Source organism: Halalkalibacter hemicellulosilyticusJCM 9152, assembly GCF_000513115.1.
In the GTDB taxonomy this organism is placed as follows: Bacteria; Bacillota; Bacilli; order Bacillales; family Bacillaceae_D; genus Halalkalibacter; species Halalkalibacter hemicellulosilyticus.
On sequence record NZ_BAUU01000028.1, the window covers coordinates 19,555 to 36,335 of the forward strand.

The window sequence follows — 16,781 nt, forward strand, 5'->3', positions numbered from 1 at the left end:
GAAGAAAACCATGGAACAAACGAAACTATTAATTCTTTTTGATAAGCAGTTACACAAGTGTTTATTACCGAAAGGAATATCAAAAGAAATAACAGTAAGTAACGATTGGTCTGATACGGTCACATTTTCGAGCTTAGCTGAACCTGTTGTCATGAAGTGGGATGGAGAAGAGTGTGTTCTTGAAGGAAAAGATCTTCCTCCTAATGAACGAACTCGTTTACGAGTCGGTTCAGCGGAAATGGAGCTCCTTCTTATTGAGGAAGAAGAAGTGACTGTTTATGATTTAGCGGGTGCTCAGGCGGTGACAGTTGGAAATAGTGAACATCACGATATTCAGCTCGCATCGACGGACGTTGATTTTTCTCTTGTACGACCATCAGACGATCGATTCTTTCAGTTAACGGTGAATAGTGGTGAAGTGTATCATAACGGTCTATGTAAGGAATATGTTCAATCGCTTGAACCGGGAGATCAGCTCTATGTTGATGGGATCTCAATTATTATGAATGAAGAGGATATGGAGGTCAGTGGTGCCAAAGAGAAGCTAGTATCGGGTCTGACGCAGCTAGTGGACCGAGATACGTATTATAGTGAGGAGTACCCAGACTATCATCGCTCGCCTCGCGTCATTTATCGAGAGCCGACCAAAAAGCAGACCATTGCTAAGCCGCCACACCAACCATCCAAGCCGAGTGAACAATTAGCACGTACTATTGTCCCTCCTCTTGTGATGATTGCGGCATTTGTTCTATTGACGATCTTTCAGCCGCGAGGAATCTATATTGTCGTTATGCTTGCGATGACGGTGACTACGATTCTAATATCAGTGATTTATTATGTGAAAAACTTGAAGCAATATAAAGTCGACACAAAGGAACGGTTAGAGAGCTATCGAGAGTACTTACACCGAAAGACGAAGGAGTTATATCGCATAACCGAGGAGCAAAGGCATTCCTTGAACTATCATTTTCCTCATATCGAACAAATTCGGAATATGGCTGTACGAGTTGACGCAAGAATTTATGAGAAAACGATGTTTCATCATGATTTCCTGCAATATCGTACAGGACTTGGTACAGCAGAAAGAAGCTTTGAGATTGACTTTAATGAAGAAGAGTTTACTCAAGAAAAGGATGTACTCGTAGACGAGGCGAGGGAGCTTCTGAATCAGCATGAGGATCTACACGATGTTCCTGTCGTAGCCTCCTTAATGAAAGGTCCAGTTGGATATATTGGCCAGCGTCATCTCGTGTTAGAGCAGCTACAGCTTCTAGTTATGCAGCTTGCGCTATTTCAAAGCTATCATGATGTTCAATTCATTACCGTATTTCCTGAAGAGGAAAAAGAAGAATGGAATTGGATGAGGTGGCTTCCTCATGCAAGCTTGCGTGATGTAAATGTGAGAGGGTTTGTTTATCATGAACGCTCACGAGATCAAGTGCTGTATTCGATGTATCAGATCTTGAAGGAGCGAAAACAAGTCATTGATGAGAAAGGGAATACGAATGAAAAAACGTACTTTTTCCCGCACTATGTCGTCTTAATTACGGATGAAAAGCTCATTTTAGATCATACGATTATGGAATTCTTTAATGAAGATCCGAGCGAGCTTGGTGTTTCTCTTTTGTTCGTTCAAGATGTTATGCATTCATTGCCGGAGCATGTAAAAACGGTTATTGATATTCGTGATTCTAAGACAGGGAATATGATTCTAGAAGAGGGAGAGCTCGTTAATCGTTCCTTTGTTCCAGATCACTTTCCGTTGAATTTCGATAAGGAGGAAGTGTCTCGTGCGCTTGCACCAATTAATCATTTGCAGAGCTTAAAGAATTCAATCCCTGAAAGTGTAACGTTCCTTGAAATGTATGGAGTTGAGAGGGTCGAGGAATTAGGTATATCGACAAGGTGGCGAGCAAATGAAACGTATAAAAGCTTAGCGGTTCCACTTGGATTACGTGGGAAAGAGGACATCGTTCAGCTGAACCTTCATGAAAAGGCACACGGGCCACACGGGCTTGTTGCAGGAACAACTGGGTCAGGTAAGTCTGAAATTATACAATCGTACATTTTATCTTTAGCTGTTAACTTTCATCCATACGAAGTAGCATTTCTATTAATTGACTACAAAGGTGGAGGAATGGCGAATTTATTTAAAAAGCTTCCGCATTTAGTTGGAACGATTACGAATTTAGATCGCAGTCAATCGATGCGTGCGTTAGCTTCGATTAAAGCTGAGCTTCAAAAGCGCCAGCGCCTGTTTGGTGAAAATGATGTGAATCATATTAATCAATATCAAAAGCTATATAAGCAAGGAAAAGTTCAAGAACCGATGCCGCACTTATTTTTAATTTCGGATGAGTTCGCTGAGTTGAAGTCAGAGCAGCCTGATTTTATGAAGGAGCTTGTTTCAACGGCACGTATCGGTCGCTCACTTGGCATTCATTTAATTCTTGCTACGCAAAAGCCAAGTGGTGTGGTCGACGATCAGATATGGTCGAATTCAAAATTCAAATTAGCATTAAAAGTACAAAATGCTAGTGATTCAAACGAAATATTGAAAACACCAGATGCTGCTGAAATTACATTACCTGGTCGTTCCTATTTGCAAGTAGGAAACAATGAAATATATGAGCTATTTCAAAGTGCGTGGAGTGGTGCTGATTACATTCCTGATCAGGACGATTATGAATTAGTCGATACGACGATTTATGCGATTAATGATCTAGGTCAGTATGATATTTTGACGGAGGATTTAAGTGGGTTAGGTCAGAAAGAGCAAGTTGAGAAGGTGCCTACGGAGCTTGATGCTGTGATTGATCATATTCACGACTATACGAAGGAGCAGGAAATTGATCCGTTGCCGCGTCCGTGGCTGCCGCCGCTACCTGAGCATTTAACGACAGAAGAGCTCCATCCTATTAACTTTGAAGAGGCTTGGGAGGAAGAGAAGAAGCCATTGCAAGTGACGATTGGTTTACTCGATCAGCCTGAGCTTCAGTCACAGAAGCCGTTAACGTTAGACTTAACAAAGGATGGTCATATTGCTGTCTTTGCGAGTCCAGGGTACGGGAAATCGACCTTCTTACAAACGATTGTAATGGATTTAGCTAAACAACATCACCCTGAGCATTTCCATGTATACTTACTCGATTTCGGTACAAATGGTTTGTTACCGTTAAAGGATTTGCCTCATGTGGCTGATACGTTCTTAGTTGATGATAGTGAGAAGGTTGGAAAGCTGATACGTTTGTTATCGACGGTCATGAAAGAACGAAAGCAGCTGCTAAGTCGATATGGTGTCGCTAATTTAGCTATGTATGAAAGGGCAAGTGGAGAAGCTGAACCGAATCTATTAATCGTCATTGATAACTTTGACACTGTTCGAGATACGGATTTCTCTGAGGAATTTGAGAAGATTGTGACACAAATCGCCCGTGAAGGAGCAAGTGTGGGGGTTCATTTAACGATTAGTGCAGGACGACAAGGGGCTATGCGAGTTCCGTTATTATCAAATATTAAGACCCAAATCCCTCTGTATTTAATTGAACACACAGAAGCGCGCTCCATTATCGGTAGAACCGAATTAGAGATTGAAGAAATCCCAGGTCGTGGGCTAGTGAAGCTTGAAGAGCCAGCACTATTTCAAACGATGCTGCCTGCTGATGGGATAGAGGCATTAGACATAATCGATGCTATTCAGTCAACAGCAAAGCAGATGAATGAGCATTGGCAAGGAGAGCGTCCTGAGGAGATTCCGATGATGCCAGAAGGGGTCATTGAGTTTGAGAAGTTTAGGCAGAGTAAGAACACCAATAAATTAGTAACACAAAATCATTTACCTCTTGGATTAGATTTTGAAGAAGTAGCCCCCCTTGGATTTGATCCAAGTAAAGATGGCTTCTTAACCGTTGTGAGTGATCGAAAAGATAGATTGGATCAAATAATATATGCAATTTCGAAAAATATGACATTACTAACTGATTCTTTTAAAACAATGATCGTTGATACTTCTGATCAAGGGTTTGAAGAAATAGGTAATATGATGAATACGTATATCGCTGAATCAGAAGATATTAAAGCTATTAAACGGAATATTATCACAGAAATTAACAATAGAATAAAAGGTGATTCTAACGGAGTGAAATGGATGATTCTGATTAAGGATCTTAAAGATTTTGATGAAAGAAGCTCTTGTCGGAAGAGGATCTGTCCATTTTATTTGAACAAGGTCCAAAAGTAGATGTGCATTTTATTGTTTGTGGAGATTCTAGTTATATTAACTCGAGTTATGAAACTTCAGCAAAAATGGTTCGTAAGTTATCAAATGTAGGGCTAGTAAGCATGCGTCTAGGTGATCAAGATATATTTAGTCAACCGTATGTTCGGAAGGAAACGTATCCTAAAGAATTTGAAGCTTATTATGCAAGAGATCACCAACATATTAAAATAAAGGTGCCGAGATAAGGAGGAGGATTGGATGAGTTCGTTGCATTATTTACGCTGGAGAAAAAGTACTGTACAAAATCAAATTCAATTTAATCGTAATGCGGTAGCTAGTACAGAGGATAAGCTCATTCGTTTACGGCAAGCTCTAAATGAACTATCATCAACCTTGTCAGATTTAGATTCTGTAAGGTATTCGATTAATAGTCTATCCATTGATTTAAAAAGTTGGCGTGGGAAGAAAGAGGATGATTTTGAACAGAAATATAACCGGTATAAGGATAATACGAAAGCCTATGTTTTTAAAGTTGATGATGCAAAAGAGGCAATTAATGATGATATTAGGAGGTATGAAGCAGAAAAGGCTTCCTATCAATCAAGTATAAGCAGTTTAGAGCATACAATACGTTTTTTGGATAACCAAATAGCCCATGTGAAAAGGGGGGTGAACTAATTGTCTAAAGAAGTTTCTATTAATCTTCCTGTTTTCCAAGCAAATGTATCAAATTTAAAAACTTCTGTTGCAAATATAGAGTCAAATCATCTTACTAATGCATTTAGTAAAACAAATATTGAACCATTTACGAAGGGTTTAGAGAATGCCAACGAATTGATGGAGTTATTGGAACGCTATAAAAGTATAGTAGAAGCAGATGCGGCTACTTTGGAAAAGACAGGTGAACAGATAAGAGAGAAAGATGCGGAGTTAGCTCCAGCAAGTCATCCTGGTCGACAACGCATACGCTAAGGGAAGAGAGGGAGTTTCTATGGGACATAAAGTAGATTTGTCAGAAGTACTTGAATTTGTAGATGAATTTAAATTGAAGTCAGATGAGATAAAAAAAAGTTTGTCAAAAGTTGAACAGAACATAGAAGTTATTTGTAATATGAACTCTTTTTCAGGTAAAACGGCAGACCAGGCTAAGTTTTATTTTGAGGATCTGCATCTTACTGTTTTGAAAACATTTAAAGGTGTATTTACTGACTTAAATCATAATCTGAACAACCATATCGAAACCTTTCAATCGCAAGTGGATGAAAGTGCTAAAACGATAATTAGGAATGATTATGTGAGAGACACGATTGAGGATGTCTATGAAGGGTATGAAGTATTAGAAGCGCATCATGATGCAGTGAATAACACTATTCGCAGTATTTCAGATATCAGCAGTGCAACGACTCCTTCTTTCGGTTCTGTAACGAATGATCGTGATTTAGCTATTAACGTGGCTGAGAATCTACTAGACGATTTAAGTTCATTCACCAGCACAGGTCGGAGTGACACTTCACAAATAGAGAATCTATTGCAAGAAATCAAAACGACGTTAAATTATGCGGGAGCTGTAAGTGGAAGTGCTAGGTTTACGGATTATAAAGGAGACACGTTGACATCAGGGTTGGCGGCACTCAAAGAATATAATGATACCATTACAAGTTCTGAAAACATGGATCAAGATTCAATTCAATATATGTCTATCTATGAAATTGAACAATTAAAGGAAGTATCATTAAAAGATATGGATGAAACAGGACAAAAGATCTTAAATAGCGCTTTTACTGATCTGAAAAATGGAAAGATTGATCGGGAAACTTACTATAGTATCTTTACAACGATGGAAAAATCCACTAAAAAATTAAATGAAGCAGAACTAAATGAAGAAGTACCAGAATCGGTTATTGAGTATATATTTAATAATAGTGGCAAGATCGGTATTGATTTAGCAGTGAATTCTACTGTAGGAGCAGTAAATTATATCGGGTATCAAACAAAAGAGATAGCAAAAGAAGTAGGGAAGATAGGGGCTAATATAAAGAACATAGGGGATTTATTTAGTAGGCTTTCAAGCAATGTAGGGAGTGCTGTAACAACAGTTGGAAAAACAACAAAAACAGTATCTAATTTTATTACGAAAACGGGTCAATTTGTTCAAGGTGCTGGTAGAGCTTTAGGTGGGGGATTTATAGCGGTTAGTGCTGGTTTCGGATTCTATGAAGACGTGACTGAAAAAGGTAAGACAGTTGGAGAGGCTGTAGCGCATAATGGAGCAAGTGTGGGAATTGGTTTAGCAGCCGGTGCAATTGGTAAAGGTGCGGTTACTTTACTAGCAGCTGGGACCCCTGTTGGATGGGGAATAGTAGCTGGTGTTGCAGTTGGGGCAGTTGCAACATGGGGTTTTAATTATATGTATGATAACAATATTTTAGGGCTTCAAGATGGGTTAGATGCTGTAGGAAGAAAACTAGACGATATTGGTGAATCCATAGGATCTTTTGCAAAGGATGCTGGAGAGGCTATTAGTAGTGGATTAAGTGCAATTAATCCGATGAATTGGGGGTGGTAAGCTCTATGAAATGTGAGATACAAAAAGTGATGAATAATACTAGATTTAGAATTCTAAAGATAGAAGGTCATACTTATATTTTAGATTTGAGCCAGTCGATATGGAATATATTATTTCCTTTTTTGACATGGATTGTTCCTAATACGATTTATAAAGTAGATGAAAATGAACTACATCAAAGATTACAACTTGTAGGCAAGGACCAATCCAAAAATAACATAAGTATTTTATTAATAGGCGGTATCGGAATCGCTTTAGGGAATTTACTAACTGCTTTGACGGATTATTTTTATATTCAAAGTACGATGGTAGTGAATAGTATCATTGCAGGAATTGTGATGGGAATAATCATTGTAGTACGATTCGTTTTAAGTAATCGGAATAAAAATAATTTCTATAAAAAGATTGCACCAAATTTATTGTCAAAAGAACGTATTTGGATTAGACCAAAGTCATTTAAACATTTTATTCAAGCTTTGTTTGGTTATATTTTCTTTTTAGTATTTTTTATTGCTATGTTTGTACTGTTTATTACAGATGGAAATATCATGTTAATCATTTCTGCGACTATTTTTGCATTGTTTTTATCAATTTTTAATGTTGTATATGTAGGAGATGGTCCTACTACAGTGAAATTCAAGAAAAAATAGTAATATCGACTCCAACTGATTTGCAAAGAATGGAACAAAAATATGATGCACTTTGTATCAAGCAATTAAATTCAAAAAAAGGACATTTAAAAGAAAAACAAATAGTGGATGATTCTAAATAGAGGTCCTGGTCATGAAGTCGTAAGAGCTAGATGCACTTAACCCTATGAATGGGGGAGGGGAAGCTCTATGAAGTGTGAAGTACAAAAAGCCATGAATATAAGGTTTAGAATTTTAAAGATTGAGGGAAATACCTATATTTTAGATATGAGCCAGTCCATATGGAAAATAGTATTCCCATTTTTAACATGGATCATTCCACTTACAATCTATAAAGTGGATGGAGAAGAGATTAATAAAAAATTACAATTTTCCACTACAGAACCAAAAAAAAATAACATAAGTATTTTATTATTAGCGGGAATCGGAATAGCATTAGGAAATTTATTAACTGCTTTGACGGATTATTTTTATATTCAAAGTACGATGGTAGTGAATAGTATCATTGCAGGAATTGTGATGGGGATAATCATTGCAGTACGATTCGTTTTAAGTAATCGGAACAAAAAAAATTTCTATCAACGGGTTGCACCAAATGTATTGTCAAGAGAACGTATTTGGATTAGACCAAAGTCATTTAAACATTTTATTCAAGCTTTGTTTGGCTATATTTTCTTTTTAGTATTTTTCATTGCTATGTTTGTACTGTTTATTACAGATGGCAATATCATGTTAATCATTTCCGCGACTATTTTTGCATTGGCTTTATCAGTTATTGATGTTTTGTATGTAGTAGAAGGTCATACTACAGTGAAATTCAAAGGCAAATGATGTAAATAGACTTAATAGGAGCAAGGAAGACAAGAAAGAAAACAATACGATGTGTTTTATAACAAGTAGTTAAAATAAAGGGTTAAAAAGGAGAAATAAGTATGCTACCTATCGGTTCAATCGTATATCTAAAAGAAGGAACAAGTAAATTAATGATTTTAAATAGAGGTCCAATTATTGAAGAGAATGGAGAGAATAAAATGTTTGATTATTCAGGGTGCTTTTATCCACAAGGGTTAGTTCCTGATAAAGTCTTTTACTTCAACCAGGAAAATATAGATGAAGTAGTATTTGAAGGGTTTCAAGATGAAGAGGAAAAACGATTCCAAACGTTATTTAAAGATTGGAAGGAGGAAAATAAAAATAATTTTGTAGAAGGGAAGGTAGATGGGCCATTGGCTAAATGATAACCAACTAATGATTTGTGTTTAGTTTATGCTCATATTTATAAGTAAGCTATACGAATGACTATTCTTATTGTAAGCAAACAAAGGGGAGAATATCTCCTTTGTTGTTTTTGGTTATAAATGAAGTAAGAACAGGCGGGACGAACGCAGGCAGCAAGCTTTGAATATGCAGGTTTATAGTATTTAGGTGTTGGCTAATAATGTGACTTCTGTTGAAATCGTAAAGAGGCAATAAAGGTAGGTGCTCATGGAACAAATGGAAAAGAAGTAGGAACAGCTCTAGGGATGATAGCAGGGATTGAACTCAATGCACTTTAAAACAGAAAAGGGAGGGTTGGAAAGTCAGTCATGGATAGAATGAAAGGCTGGTTTAGTTAATTTGGGGGAATTATCATGTTTAGCAAACTAACAGAAAAGGATTTTTTAGTACTAAGAGGACCGTTTGAATCCGGAAGGCAGTCACCTGTCTCTTTAGGTAGCGCAATGATACTCGCTATTTTCGGTCAAGCGTTACTGGTTTTTTTAAGTTTTTTTATTGGTAATTATTCCGTACTACCTTTTACAGATACTCTAGTAGCCATTCATTTCTGGATAACAGTTGTAATTGTTGCACTAACGATTGTATACTCATTTCCGTATTTTTATAAAAATCATCAAAAGTCACAATATTTGCTAAGTGTATTTACGGCACAAAATTTATTTACTTTATCGCCATATATATTGATTTTGCTAACAATGGGTGCGAAATTACCAGAAGATTATATTTTAGAGCATATTGTAATATTTATTTATATTACAGCAGGAGTAGGAGTGATATTATTTATTGCAACGTGTATTCGTTTTTATATTTTGCTTATGAAAGGGGCATATAGAAAGGGATCTTCGCGGGATAGATTGAGGGGAAAGTTCGAAGGGAAAATCAATATGGCTTCGATTGGAGCTGGAAGTATAGGTGTTGTTGCTAGTGTGCAATATTTGATGAGAAATGTCGATTTTATGGATTATGAGGTTTTGTTTATCATTGCAATATTTTTATTAATATTCTATACAATGATCTTTATTCTTCCAGAACAGCTTGTCATTTTGTATTGTAAATATCGCTTTAAAAGCTTTAATTTTAGACCGAGTGGTAAGTATTTAACGTTAATTCCACTGCAGGAAACGGATAAAGACGAAAAAAACGCATAATAACTGATGATAGAAAGGATGAACGAAATGACCATCGAGAAACGTGCACTTCAATTTGATAATCTATTAGTATACGAAAAAACACAGCTACGCACCGATTGGCAGGAAGGCTTTTTTATGATGGAGGATCTATTGCTTTCTGAAGGAATCTATAAAACAGGGCCTGTCTTTTTCTCTGTTGCACCTGCAGAGGGAGAAAAGTCTTTTGGTCATTTTACGTATTATTTACCGATTAATGAAGCGGTTCGTTTGGAGGATGAACCTGACTTTCGTTTTGAGGAGACATTTCGTATAGAGGATGCTCTAGTATTGCGACAAGCCAATGAATCGGTTGATTTCCACGCAGCTAATGATCGAGTACGAGAGTATGCCAATGAACAAGGGATCCTGTTAGAGGATACTTTTTATTGTGTGTTATTAGAAGTGTATGGTGATATGATCATTGATTTATATGTACCAATTCAAGGGAGAGGCGAGTAATTATGATCGATAATCATACTATTGCCTATCGAAATGTTGTATCAAAGTATTATCAATTTGTGCCGGAGGAAATTGAACTTGCTTTTCAAGATTTTGAAGCGTTGTTAGAGAAGCATCAATACCATCCAACGGGTACGGTTTTTTTCTCTATTATGAGTGATCCTACGGAAGAGATTATGACTGCGGAAATTTTCTTTGGGATAGAGGAAGAGCAATTTGCACTCGAATCAGAAGATTATTTACGGTTTCGTAGCTACTTTTCGGTGAAGCCGATGTTCATGACGCGTGTAGAAGGGGATATTCAGGAACAAGCACAAGTGAAATATTGGGAGTTAATAGAACGATTGAATCAATTGGGAGTTGAGCAAGCAACTCCTGTCTTTGTGGAATATAAACGAACACATTCAGATCAATCGTATATTGAGATGAGTGTAGGATATCGATGACAATACTAGAGGGAGACAAAAATATGAAAAGGTTATTGATGACCATTATTTTCTTAATAGGTATGACGATAGTCGGCTGTAGCTCTGAGGATACGAATACAGATGAGGAAGGGGCCGATGCAAGCATGGAAGAAGAAAATCGAGACGGAGTTGAAGAGGATGACAACTTCACAGATGACGAAGAGACTTCTGCAAATGAGAAAGAAGAATTAGATGTAGCCGATGATGAAGACTCTGCTGCTATAGCAACTGAAGGTTTGCAGCTTCAAGTAAATAAAGTCGACCAAGAAGCGGGGGTAACGATTGAAAATCATCCTCTATATGCGGACATTAATGAGCTTGTCACAGCTGATCCTGAATTGGGCATTCCGAATGATTTTAGTGTTGTTCCACTTGATATTTACATAACAGAGGAAGGCAGCAGTTTGTTCTTCTTAGCGGTGAATCGTCTAGATATACCGATTAAAAATGCTTCATTCGATTTTACATTAGGGAATACGGATGGTGAGCTCGTGTTTGATCAGATAGACATCTATTTGAGTGAAGAGGAATTTGGTGTTATTGAACCAAATCATACCCTTCCTTTCTTTCTCGATCTGACACCAGAAGGCGAAGAATTATATGAATCATTAACAATGGATAATGTGTTCATGGATATTGAGAACTTTTCAATGGATGTCGAGGAATAACTGATAATAAAGATGAACAATCAATTGATTGTTCATCTTTATTATGTGCAGTAAATAGGTTGTTTAAAAGGAGATCTATCATGATAAGAAAACTTAAAGAGGAAGATTTTCTAGTACTAAGAGGTCCTTTTGAGTCTGGAAGGCAGTCACCTGGTTCATTAGGTGCAGCCTAATAATGTTTCTATTTATCCAACCATTATTCTTGTATTTTGAGCATGATTTAGGTGTATATTCTGTATACCCTTATTCAGATGAGATTATATTTGTACATACAACCATAACTGTTATATTGATGGTTTTGTCAATTATTTTCTGTATATCAAAAATATATTTACGTTTTCAAGAAATTCAATATTTGGTTGTTATTCTTGTTTCTCAAAATGTTGGTCTCACATCTTCCTTTATTATTTCGATTTTGTTACTTGGAGAAGAGGTCTCAGATGTGTCTCCCGTACCAACTCATTTTTTACTTAGTTATACGATAATAACTTTATCTATAGGTCTTGCCTTGTTTTGTATCACTTTCTTGCGTTTCTACATCCTAATCCATAAAGGACAATACCGCAAAGGTTCGTCTAAAGATCGACTCAGAAGTAAACTTGAAACTAAATCATATCTACCCATGGCCATTATGTATAGTATAGGATTTGTCTTTGTACTCCAATATTTATTTAGAAATACTGGATTTGTACAATATGAATCTATTTTCATTCTAGTTATGTTGCTACTTATTTTTTATTCCATGATCTTTGTTCTTCCTGAACAACTGGTCATTCTTTATTGCAAATATCGTTTTAAAAGCTTCAATTTCGAATCCAATGGGAAATACTTACTACCGCTAGCAGAGGACGAAGATAATCAGTACTAGAGCTATTAGCAGATATATGAAGAAAAAGAGGTTCTTAGATAATTAGATTTATGAATATAATTATTTATTCAATTGGCAAATGTATTCGTAAAAAAAGCTAACAAGGAAATACTTTCCTCGTTAGCTTTTGCATAGCGATTAATCAGATTACACTTTAAACTTTGCTAAAACTTCCTTTAACTCTGCTGCCAAATGGCTCAAGTCTTGTGCGGATGAGGATACCTCTTCCATTGAAGCGAGCTGTGCTTCAGATGAGTGGGCGATCTCTTGTGTGCGATTGGAATTTACTTCTGTAATTTGGGCAATTTCGTTAAAGGCTGCTGTGACTTCCTCAGCGCCTGCTGACATTTCCTCCGATGTAGCAGCCATGTTTGAAATTTGGTCAGCAACTTGATTGGTTAACTCAATAATTTCGCTAAACTGTTGTTTGGTTTTTTCGGCAATGGTCAATCCTTCGCTTACTTCACTTGTAACGGCGTTCATCGACTCATTCGAATGTTCGATATCGAGCTGAATTTCGTTAATAATGTTTGAAATTTGCATCGATGATTGTTGCGAATCCTCGGCAAGCTTTCGAACTTCGTCTGCTACGACCGCAAACCCTTTTCCATGACTTCCCGCTCTTGCTGCTTCAATTGCCGCATTTAATGCTAACAGATTTGTTTGCTCAGCAATACCTGTAATGACATTTAAAATGTTGCTAATATCCTTTGATTTAACGGCAAGCTTTTTCGTAAGGTCGTCTGTTTCTAATACGGACTGTTGGATGACGTTCATTTGTTGGATGTTTCGTTCAACAGAACGTCCACCTTCCTGCGCTTTTTCAATCGTAGTTGAGGCTGTTTCTGAGACAAATGAAGCCGATTCGGCCATGTCTTGTACGCCTCTTGCTACTTCATCCAATGATACCAAGCTCTCCTTAACCCCTGTAGCTTGCTGAGTCGAGCCTTTTGCTACTTCTTGAATGGATGCAGCGATTTGCTCAGTTGTTTGAGACGTCTGCTCGGAGGTTGCTGATAGCTCTTCCGCTGAGGCAGCGACGGTATCAGTGCTCGTGTTCACTTGCTCCACTAACGCTTTTAAATGTTCAGTCATTTGATTCGTATGGTGAGCAAGAGCCCCAATTTCATCTTCTTTTTTGATGGATAGTGGTTTACTCGTCAAATCCCCTTTGGCAACGTTTTGAACATGACTTGTAATTTGCGAATCGGACGGCTAATATTTCTGGCGATGATTAAAGCTAGGCCACTAATGATTACGGATGCGATGATCATGATGATAATCGATGTCCATTTAACCGTTTCAGCTCCTGCTAGGACGACGTTCATCGGAGTGAAAAAGTAAATGCTGTAACCAGCAGTTGGTATGGATGCGTGTGCGACTAAGCTTTCCTCTCCGTTCGCTTGAACAATCGATGTTCCGCTTTCTTCACTTCTAGATTCAAATAAAGTCATTAAGTCACTTTCAAGGTTAGCTTCTGTTATATGTAAGCCAACTAAATCCTCGTTGGGGTGGGATTGAATAATATCTTGATCATCGATAAAGACTGTGTGGCTGTTGGCGTTTGATGTATTTAATAGAAACTGTTCGATCAACGCTTCAAAGTTAACAGAAGCAGACATGACACCAAGTCTATTGCCAGAAGAATCATTAACAGGCGTAGCGACAACAACGATGCGATTACCAGTAGCGTTAGACGTTAGTACGCTAGACATATTCTGGTCGCCAGCCATCCCTTCTTGAAAGTAGTCACGATCTGAAAGGTCGAGAACGCCAATATGCTCTTCTGTTGTATGGGCTTCTACGATACCTTCTGCTCCAGTAAAGACGACAGTCTCATAAGTAGGGTCTTGGGCTTTAACGGTATTCATTAATTGGAGTGTATCCTCTAAATGCTCACTACGAATCGCATTGGATTGTGAGATAATTGAAATTTCATCAAGTCGTTTAACAAGCCACTCTTCCATACCTTGAACCGTACTTTCGGCTTGTACTCCCAACAACATTTCTTCTTTCGTAATTAATTCCTCACGACTAGATTGATAGATAAGTGTAGATGTAACCATGATTGGAATAATACCAATTGATAAAAAAGCTAAGACAAATTTAACATTGATTGATTTTTTGATTTTAGAAAACAAGTTCATTCGATCCTCCTATGTAAAGCTTTAATAAGATAATTGTACCACCTTTATTTAGTAACAAATACCCGGTAAAAATTAACCTCAGAGACCGTTTTTTGTAAAAAATTCTATTTTAAAATAATAATAGGTGCCATATGTAAATGAATAGTAAATATGAATAGTACGAAGTGTATGAGAATCAATGGGTGATTTGAGTACACTAGGAAGCGTAAAAGCTAGGTTTATTAGGTGTATCTTATGGAGGCCGACCTTACTACTTTTAAAAAAGCACGTTGATATTTACAAAACCTTTACAAAAACTTTACACAAGGTTCATGTACAAAAATATGTATTTTCTTTAGGATGATGGAGGGGAATAAAGATGTTAAAAAATGTCGAATGAATAGAAGAAGGGATGATTGTATTGGATGTGCAATCCTTATTATTTATGTTCTTTGGGGGTCTGGGAATCTTCTTATTTGGGATTAAATATTTAGGAGATGGCCTTCAAAAGGTTGCTGGCGATGGGCTTAGAGACTTATTGGAACGCTTTACGTCAAACCCGATTATGGGTGTATTTGCAGGGATATTTGTTACGATTTTGCTACAAACGAGTACAGGAACGACAGTATTAACAATTGGTCTTGTTAATGCAGGCTTTATGACGTTGAAGCAAGCAATTGGCGTTATTATTGGCGCCAATATCGGTACGACCGTAACCGCATTTATCATTGGAATCAAAATATCGACCTATGCTTTGCCGATTGTCGCTGTCGGAACCTTTTTCATTTTTTTCTTTAAAAATCGCAAGTTAAATAATTATGGACAAGTCATCTTTGGCTTCGGTGCTTTATTTTTAGGTTTGAACTTAATGAGTGATGGATTAAAGCCGCTAAGAGACGTACAAGCATTTGCTGAATTAACCGTTAGTATGAGTAACAACCCATTACTTGGTGTGTTAATTGGGACGTTGTTTACGATAGCTGTACAAAGCTCCTCTGCTGCGATTGGTTTATTGCAAACCCTTTTTGGTCAGGGATTAATGGAGCTAGACGCGGCATTACCAGTTTTGTTTGGTGATAATATCGGAACGACGATTACAGCTGTACTTGCGTCAATTGGGGCATCAATCGCAGCTAAGCGAGCGGCGTTAACCCATGTTATATTTAATTTGGTTGGTGCAACGATCGTCTTAATATTACTAGTTCCTTTTACAAGGCTGATTGAATTTATACAAAGTCAATTAGGGTTAAATCCTGAAATGACGATTGCGTTTGCTCATGGGATATTCAACGTGTCTAATGCGCTAATTCAACTCCCTTTTATTGCGGTGTTAGCTTGGATCGTTATGAAGCTTATTCCGGGTGAAGATTCAGCGATTCCGTATAAAACTGTTCATTTAGATGAACAATTTATTAGACAATCACCTGCTATCGCACTAGGGCAAGGAAAGAAAGAAGTGCTTCGTATGGCTGAGTTATCTGAGAAAGGATTAGAGGAAGTTAGCCATTATTTTAGGACACAAGGGAAGAAGCATGGTGAACTGATTCCACAATACGAGGATGCGATAAATAATTTAGATAAGAAGATTACGGATTATCTTGTGCAAGTTTCCTCACATTCATTGTCTGGAGCGGATTCGAACATTCATCATATGCTTATGAATACGGTTCGAGATCTTGAACGAATTGGTGATCATATGGAAAATATGATGGAGCTCATTGAATATCAAATTGTGAATAAAGTGAAATTTTCTGATTTGGCTGTTTCTGGCTTAGAGGAAATGTTTGAATTAACGATTTCAACGCTGAGACAATCTATTAGAGCGCTTGAATCTGGTGATCTTACTGAAGCGAGAGCGGTTCTAGAAAAGGAAGAGAAGATTGATAAAATGGAGCGCGACCTTCGTAAGAAACATATTAAACGTGTCAATGAAAATCAATGTACAGGCTCTGCGGGGATTATTTATGTTGATATTGTAAGTAATTTAGAGCGAGTGGGTGATCATGCTGTGAATATTGCTGAAGAGGTCATTGGAGAAGGATAAGTGAAAGAAACGCTTATAATAAAATATAATTCGAAAAGCGCTTGGATGGGGTTCCAAGCGCTTTTCAGCATTGTCGAATGAATACTTTTTGGGATGAGTATTCGTTGCTAGTATATCGGCACATTGTAGCTTGGACAATGAAATTTACTCTTTTTTTACAAAATTTACGTAAAGTTTAGATTTTACTTCATTTCGTTATTGATCAAAAAAGAAACCGTTGTCATTTTCTTGTATTCATATTATGATGAATACATAAAGATGTGTAAA

The 16,781-nt window shown here is 37.1% G+C and carries 15 protein-coding genes; 13 read left to right on the plus strand and 2 right to left on the minus strand.

Features of this window, described 5'->3' with window-relative positions:
- The first annotated feature begins 10 nt into the window (after nucleotides 1-10).
- The 12 genes from essC to JCM9152_RS16320 all read left to right on the plus strand — a co-directional run bounded on the left by essC (nucleotide 11) and on the right by JCM9152_RS16320 (nucleotide 11,476).
- On the plus strand, nucleotides 11-4,240 hold the full coding sequence (essC, locus tag JCM9152_RS16270) for a type VII secretion protein EssC (RefSeq protein WP_439644212.1): 4,230 nt from the start codon (nucleotides 11-13) through the stop codon (nucleotides 4,238-4,240).
- Entirely contained in the window at nucleotides 4,192-4,464 is a 273-nt protein-coding gene (locus tag JCM9152_RS24325; RefSeq protein WP_439644213.1) for a hypothetical protein, read from the plus strand. Before essC ends, JCM9152_RS24325 begins: the two co-directional genes overlap by 49 nt.
- 13 nt (nucleotides 4,465-4,477) lie before the next feature.
- Complete coding sequence (locus JCM9152_RS16275; RefSeq protein WP_035346301.1) at nucleotides 4,478-4,897, plus strand: YwqH-like family protein; 420 nt, start codon at nucleotides 4,478-4,480, stop codon at nucleotides 4,895-4,897.
- A complete protein-coding gene (locus JCM9152_RS16280) occupies nucleotides 4,898-5,191 on the plus strand; it encodes a TIGR04197 family type VII secretion effector (RefSeq protein WP_035346303.1) in 294 nt (97 codons plus the stop codon).
- A 19-nt stretch (nucleotides 5,192-5,210) separates the two neighbouring features.
- On the plus strand, nucleotides 5,211-6,785 hold the full coding sequence (locus JCM9152_RS21495; protein ID WP_052016030.1) for a T7SS effector LXG polymorphic toxin: 1,575 nt from the start codon (nucleotides 5,211-5,213) through the stop codon (nucleotides 6,783-6,785).
- 5 nt (nucleotides 6,786-6,790) lie between these two features.
- Entirely contained in the window at nucleotides 6,791-7,435 is a 645-nt protein-coding gene (locus tag JCM9152_RS16290) for a DUF443 family protein (protein ID WP_035346305.1), read from the plus strand.
- A gap of 189 nt (nucleotides 7,436-7,624) precedes the next feature.
- A complete protein-coding gene (locus JCM9152_RS16295) occupies nucleotides 7,625-8,266 on the plus strand; it encodes a DUF443 domain-containing protein (protein WP_035346307.1) in 642 nt (213 codons plus the stop codon).
- A 101-nt stretch (nucleotides 8,267-8,367) separates the two neighbouring features.
- Nucleotides 8,368-8,673: a DUF4176 domain-containing protein gene (locus JCM9152_RS16300; protein WP_035346309.1), complete on the plus strand. Its 306-nt coding sequence runs from the start codon at nucleotides 8,368-8,370 to the stop codon at nucleotides 8,671-8,673.
- A 393-nt stretch (nucleotides 8,674-9,066) separates the two neighbouring features.
- Nucleotides 9,067-9,861 carry a hypothetical protein gene (locus JCM9152_RS16305; protein WP_035346311.1) on the plus strand — a complete coding sequence of 265 codons (795 nt, stop codon included), beginning with the start codon at nucleotides 9,067-9,069 and terminating at the stop codon, nucleotides 9,859-9,861.
- Nucleotides 9,862-9,888: 27 nt separating this feature from the next.
- On the plus strand, nucleotides 9,889-10,341 hold the full coding sequence (locus JCM9152_RS16310; protein ID WP_052016032.1) for a hypothetical protein: 453 nt from the start codon (nucleotides 9,889-9,891) through the stop codon (nucleotides 10,339-10,341).
- A gap of 2 nt (nucleotides 10,342-10,343) precedes the next feature.
- Entirely contained in the window at nucleotides 10,344-10,787 is a 444-nt protein-coding gene (locus tag JCM9152_RS16315; protein WP_235715737.1) for a DUF5085 family protein, read from the plus strand.
- Nucleotides 10,788-10,810: 23 nt separating this feature from the next.
- Nucleotides 10,811-11,476 carry a hypothetical protein gene (locus JCM9152_RS16320; RefSeq protein ID WP_035346315.1) on the plus strand — a complete coding sequence of 222 codons (666 nt, stop codon included), beginning with the start codon at nucleotides 10,811-10,813 and terminating at the stop codon, nucleotides 11,474-11,476.
- Nucleotides 11,477-12,491: 1,015 nt separating this feature from the next.
- On the opposite strand, the gene JCM9152_RS23440 is transcribed toward JCM9152_RS16320, so the two are convergent.
- Both JCM9152_RS23440 and JCM9152_RS23445 read right to left on the minus strand, forming a co-directional pair.
- Entirely contained in the window at nucleotides 12,492-13,508 is a 1,017-nt protein-coding gene (locus JCM9152_RS23440; protein WP_235715738.1) for a methyl-accepting chemotaxis protein, read from the minus strand.
- Nucleotides 13,505-14,491 (minus strand): PDC sensor domain-containing protein, encoded by a 987-nt coding sequence (locus JCM9152_RS23445; protein WP_235715739.1) that lies wholly within the window; start codon nucleotides 14,489-14,491, stop codon nucleotides 13,505-13,507. The genes JCM9152_RS23440 and JCM9152_RS23445 overlap by 4 nt, the downstream gene beginning before the upstream one ends.
- 400 nt (nucleotides 14,492-14,891) lie before the next feature.
- On the opposite strand from JCM9152_RS23445, the gene JCM9152_RS16335 reads away from it, so the two are divergent.
- Nucleotides 14,892-16,514, plus strand: coding sequence for a Na/Pi cotransporter family protein (locus tag JCM9152_RS16335; RefSeq protein WP_035346317.1), 1,623 nt, complete (start codon nucleotides 14,892-14,894; stop codon nucleotides 16,512-16,514).
- Nucleotides 16,515-16,781 lie beyond the last annotated feature (267 nt).

What these genes read in the sequence shown, in the direction of transcription:
- essC (WP_439644212.1), top strand. Translation starts at nt 11, where the DNA reads ATGGAACAAACGAAACTATTAATTCTTTTTGATAAGCAGTTACACAAG.
- JCM9152_RS16275 (WP_035346301.1), top strand. Translation starts at nt 4,478, where the DNA reads ATGAGTTCGTTGCATTATTTACGCTGGAGAAAAAGTACTGTACAAAAT.
- JCM9152_RS21495 (WP_052016030.1), top strand. Translation starts at nt 5,211, where the DNA reads ATGGGACATAAAGTAGATTTGTCAGAAGTACTTGAATTTGTAGATGAA.
- JCM9152_RS16290 (WP_035346305.1), top strand. Translation starts at nt 6,791, where the DNA reads ATGAAATGTGAGATACAAAAAGTGATGAATAATACTAGATTTAGAATT.
- JCM9152_RS16295 (WP_035346307.1), top strand. Translation starts at nt 7,625, where the DNA reads ATGAAGTGTGAAGTACAAAAAGCCATGAATATAAGGTTTAGAATTTTA.
- JCM9152_RS16300 (WP_035346309.1), top strand. Translation starts at nt 8,368, where the DNA reads ATGCTACCTATCGGTTCAATCGTATATCTAAAAGAAGGAACAAGTAAA.
- JCM9152_RS16305 (WP_035346311.1), top strand. Translation starts at nt 9,067, where the DNA reads ATGTTTAGCAAACTAACAGAAAAGGATTTTTTAGTACTAAGAGGACCG.
- JCM9152_RS16310 (WP_052016032.1), top strand. Translation starts at nt 9,889, where the DNA reads ATGACCATCGAGAAACGTGCACTTCAATTTGATAATCTATTAGTATAC.
- JCM9152_RS16315 (WP_235715737.1), top strand. Translation starts at nt 10,344, where the DNA reads ATGATCGATAATCATACTATTGCCTATCGAAATGTTGTATCAAAGTAT.
- JCM9152_RS16320 (WP_035346315.1), top strand. Translation starts at nt 10,811, where the DNA reads ATGAAAAGGTTATTGATGACCATTATTTTCTTAATAGGTATGACGATA.
- JCM9152_RS23445 (WP_235715739.1), bottom strand. Translation starts at nt 14,491, where the DNA reads ATGAACTTGTTTTCTAAAATCAAAAAATCAATCAATGTTAAATTTGTC.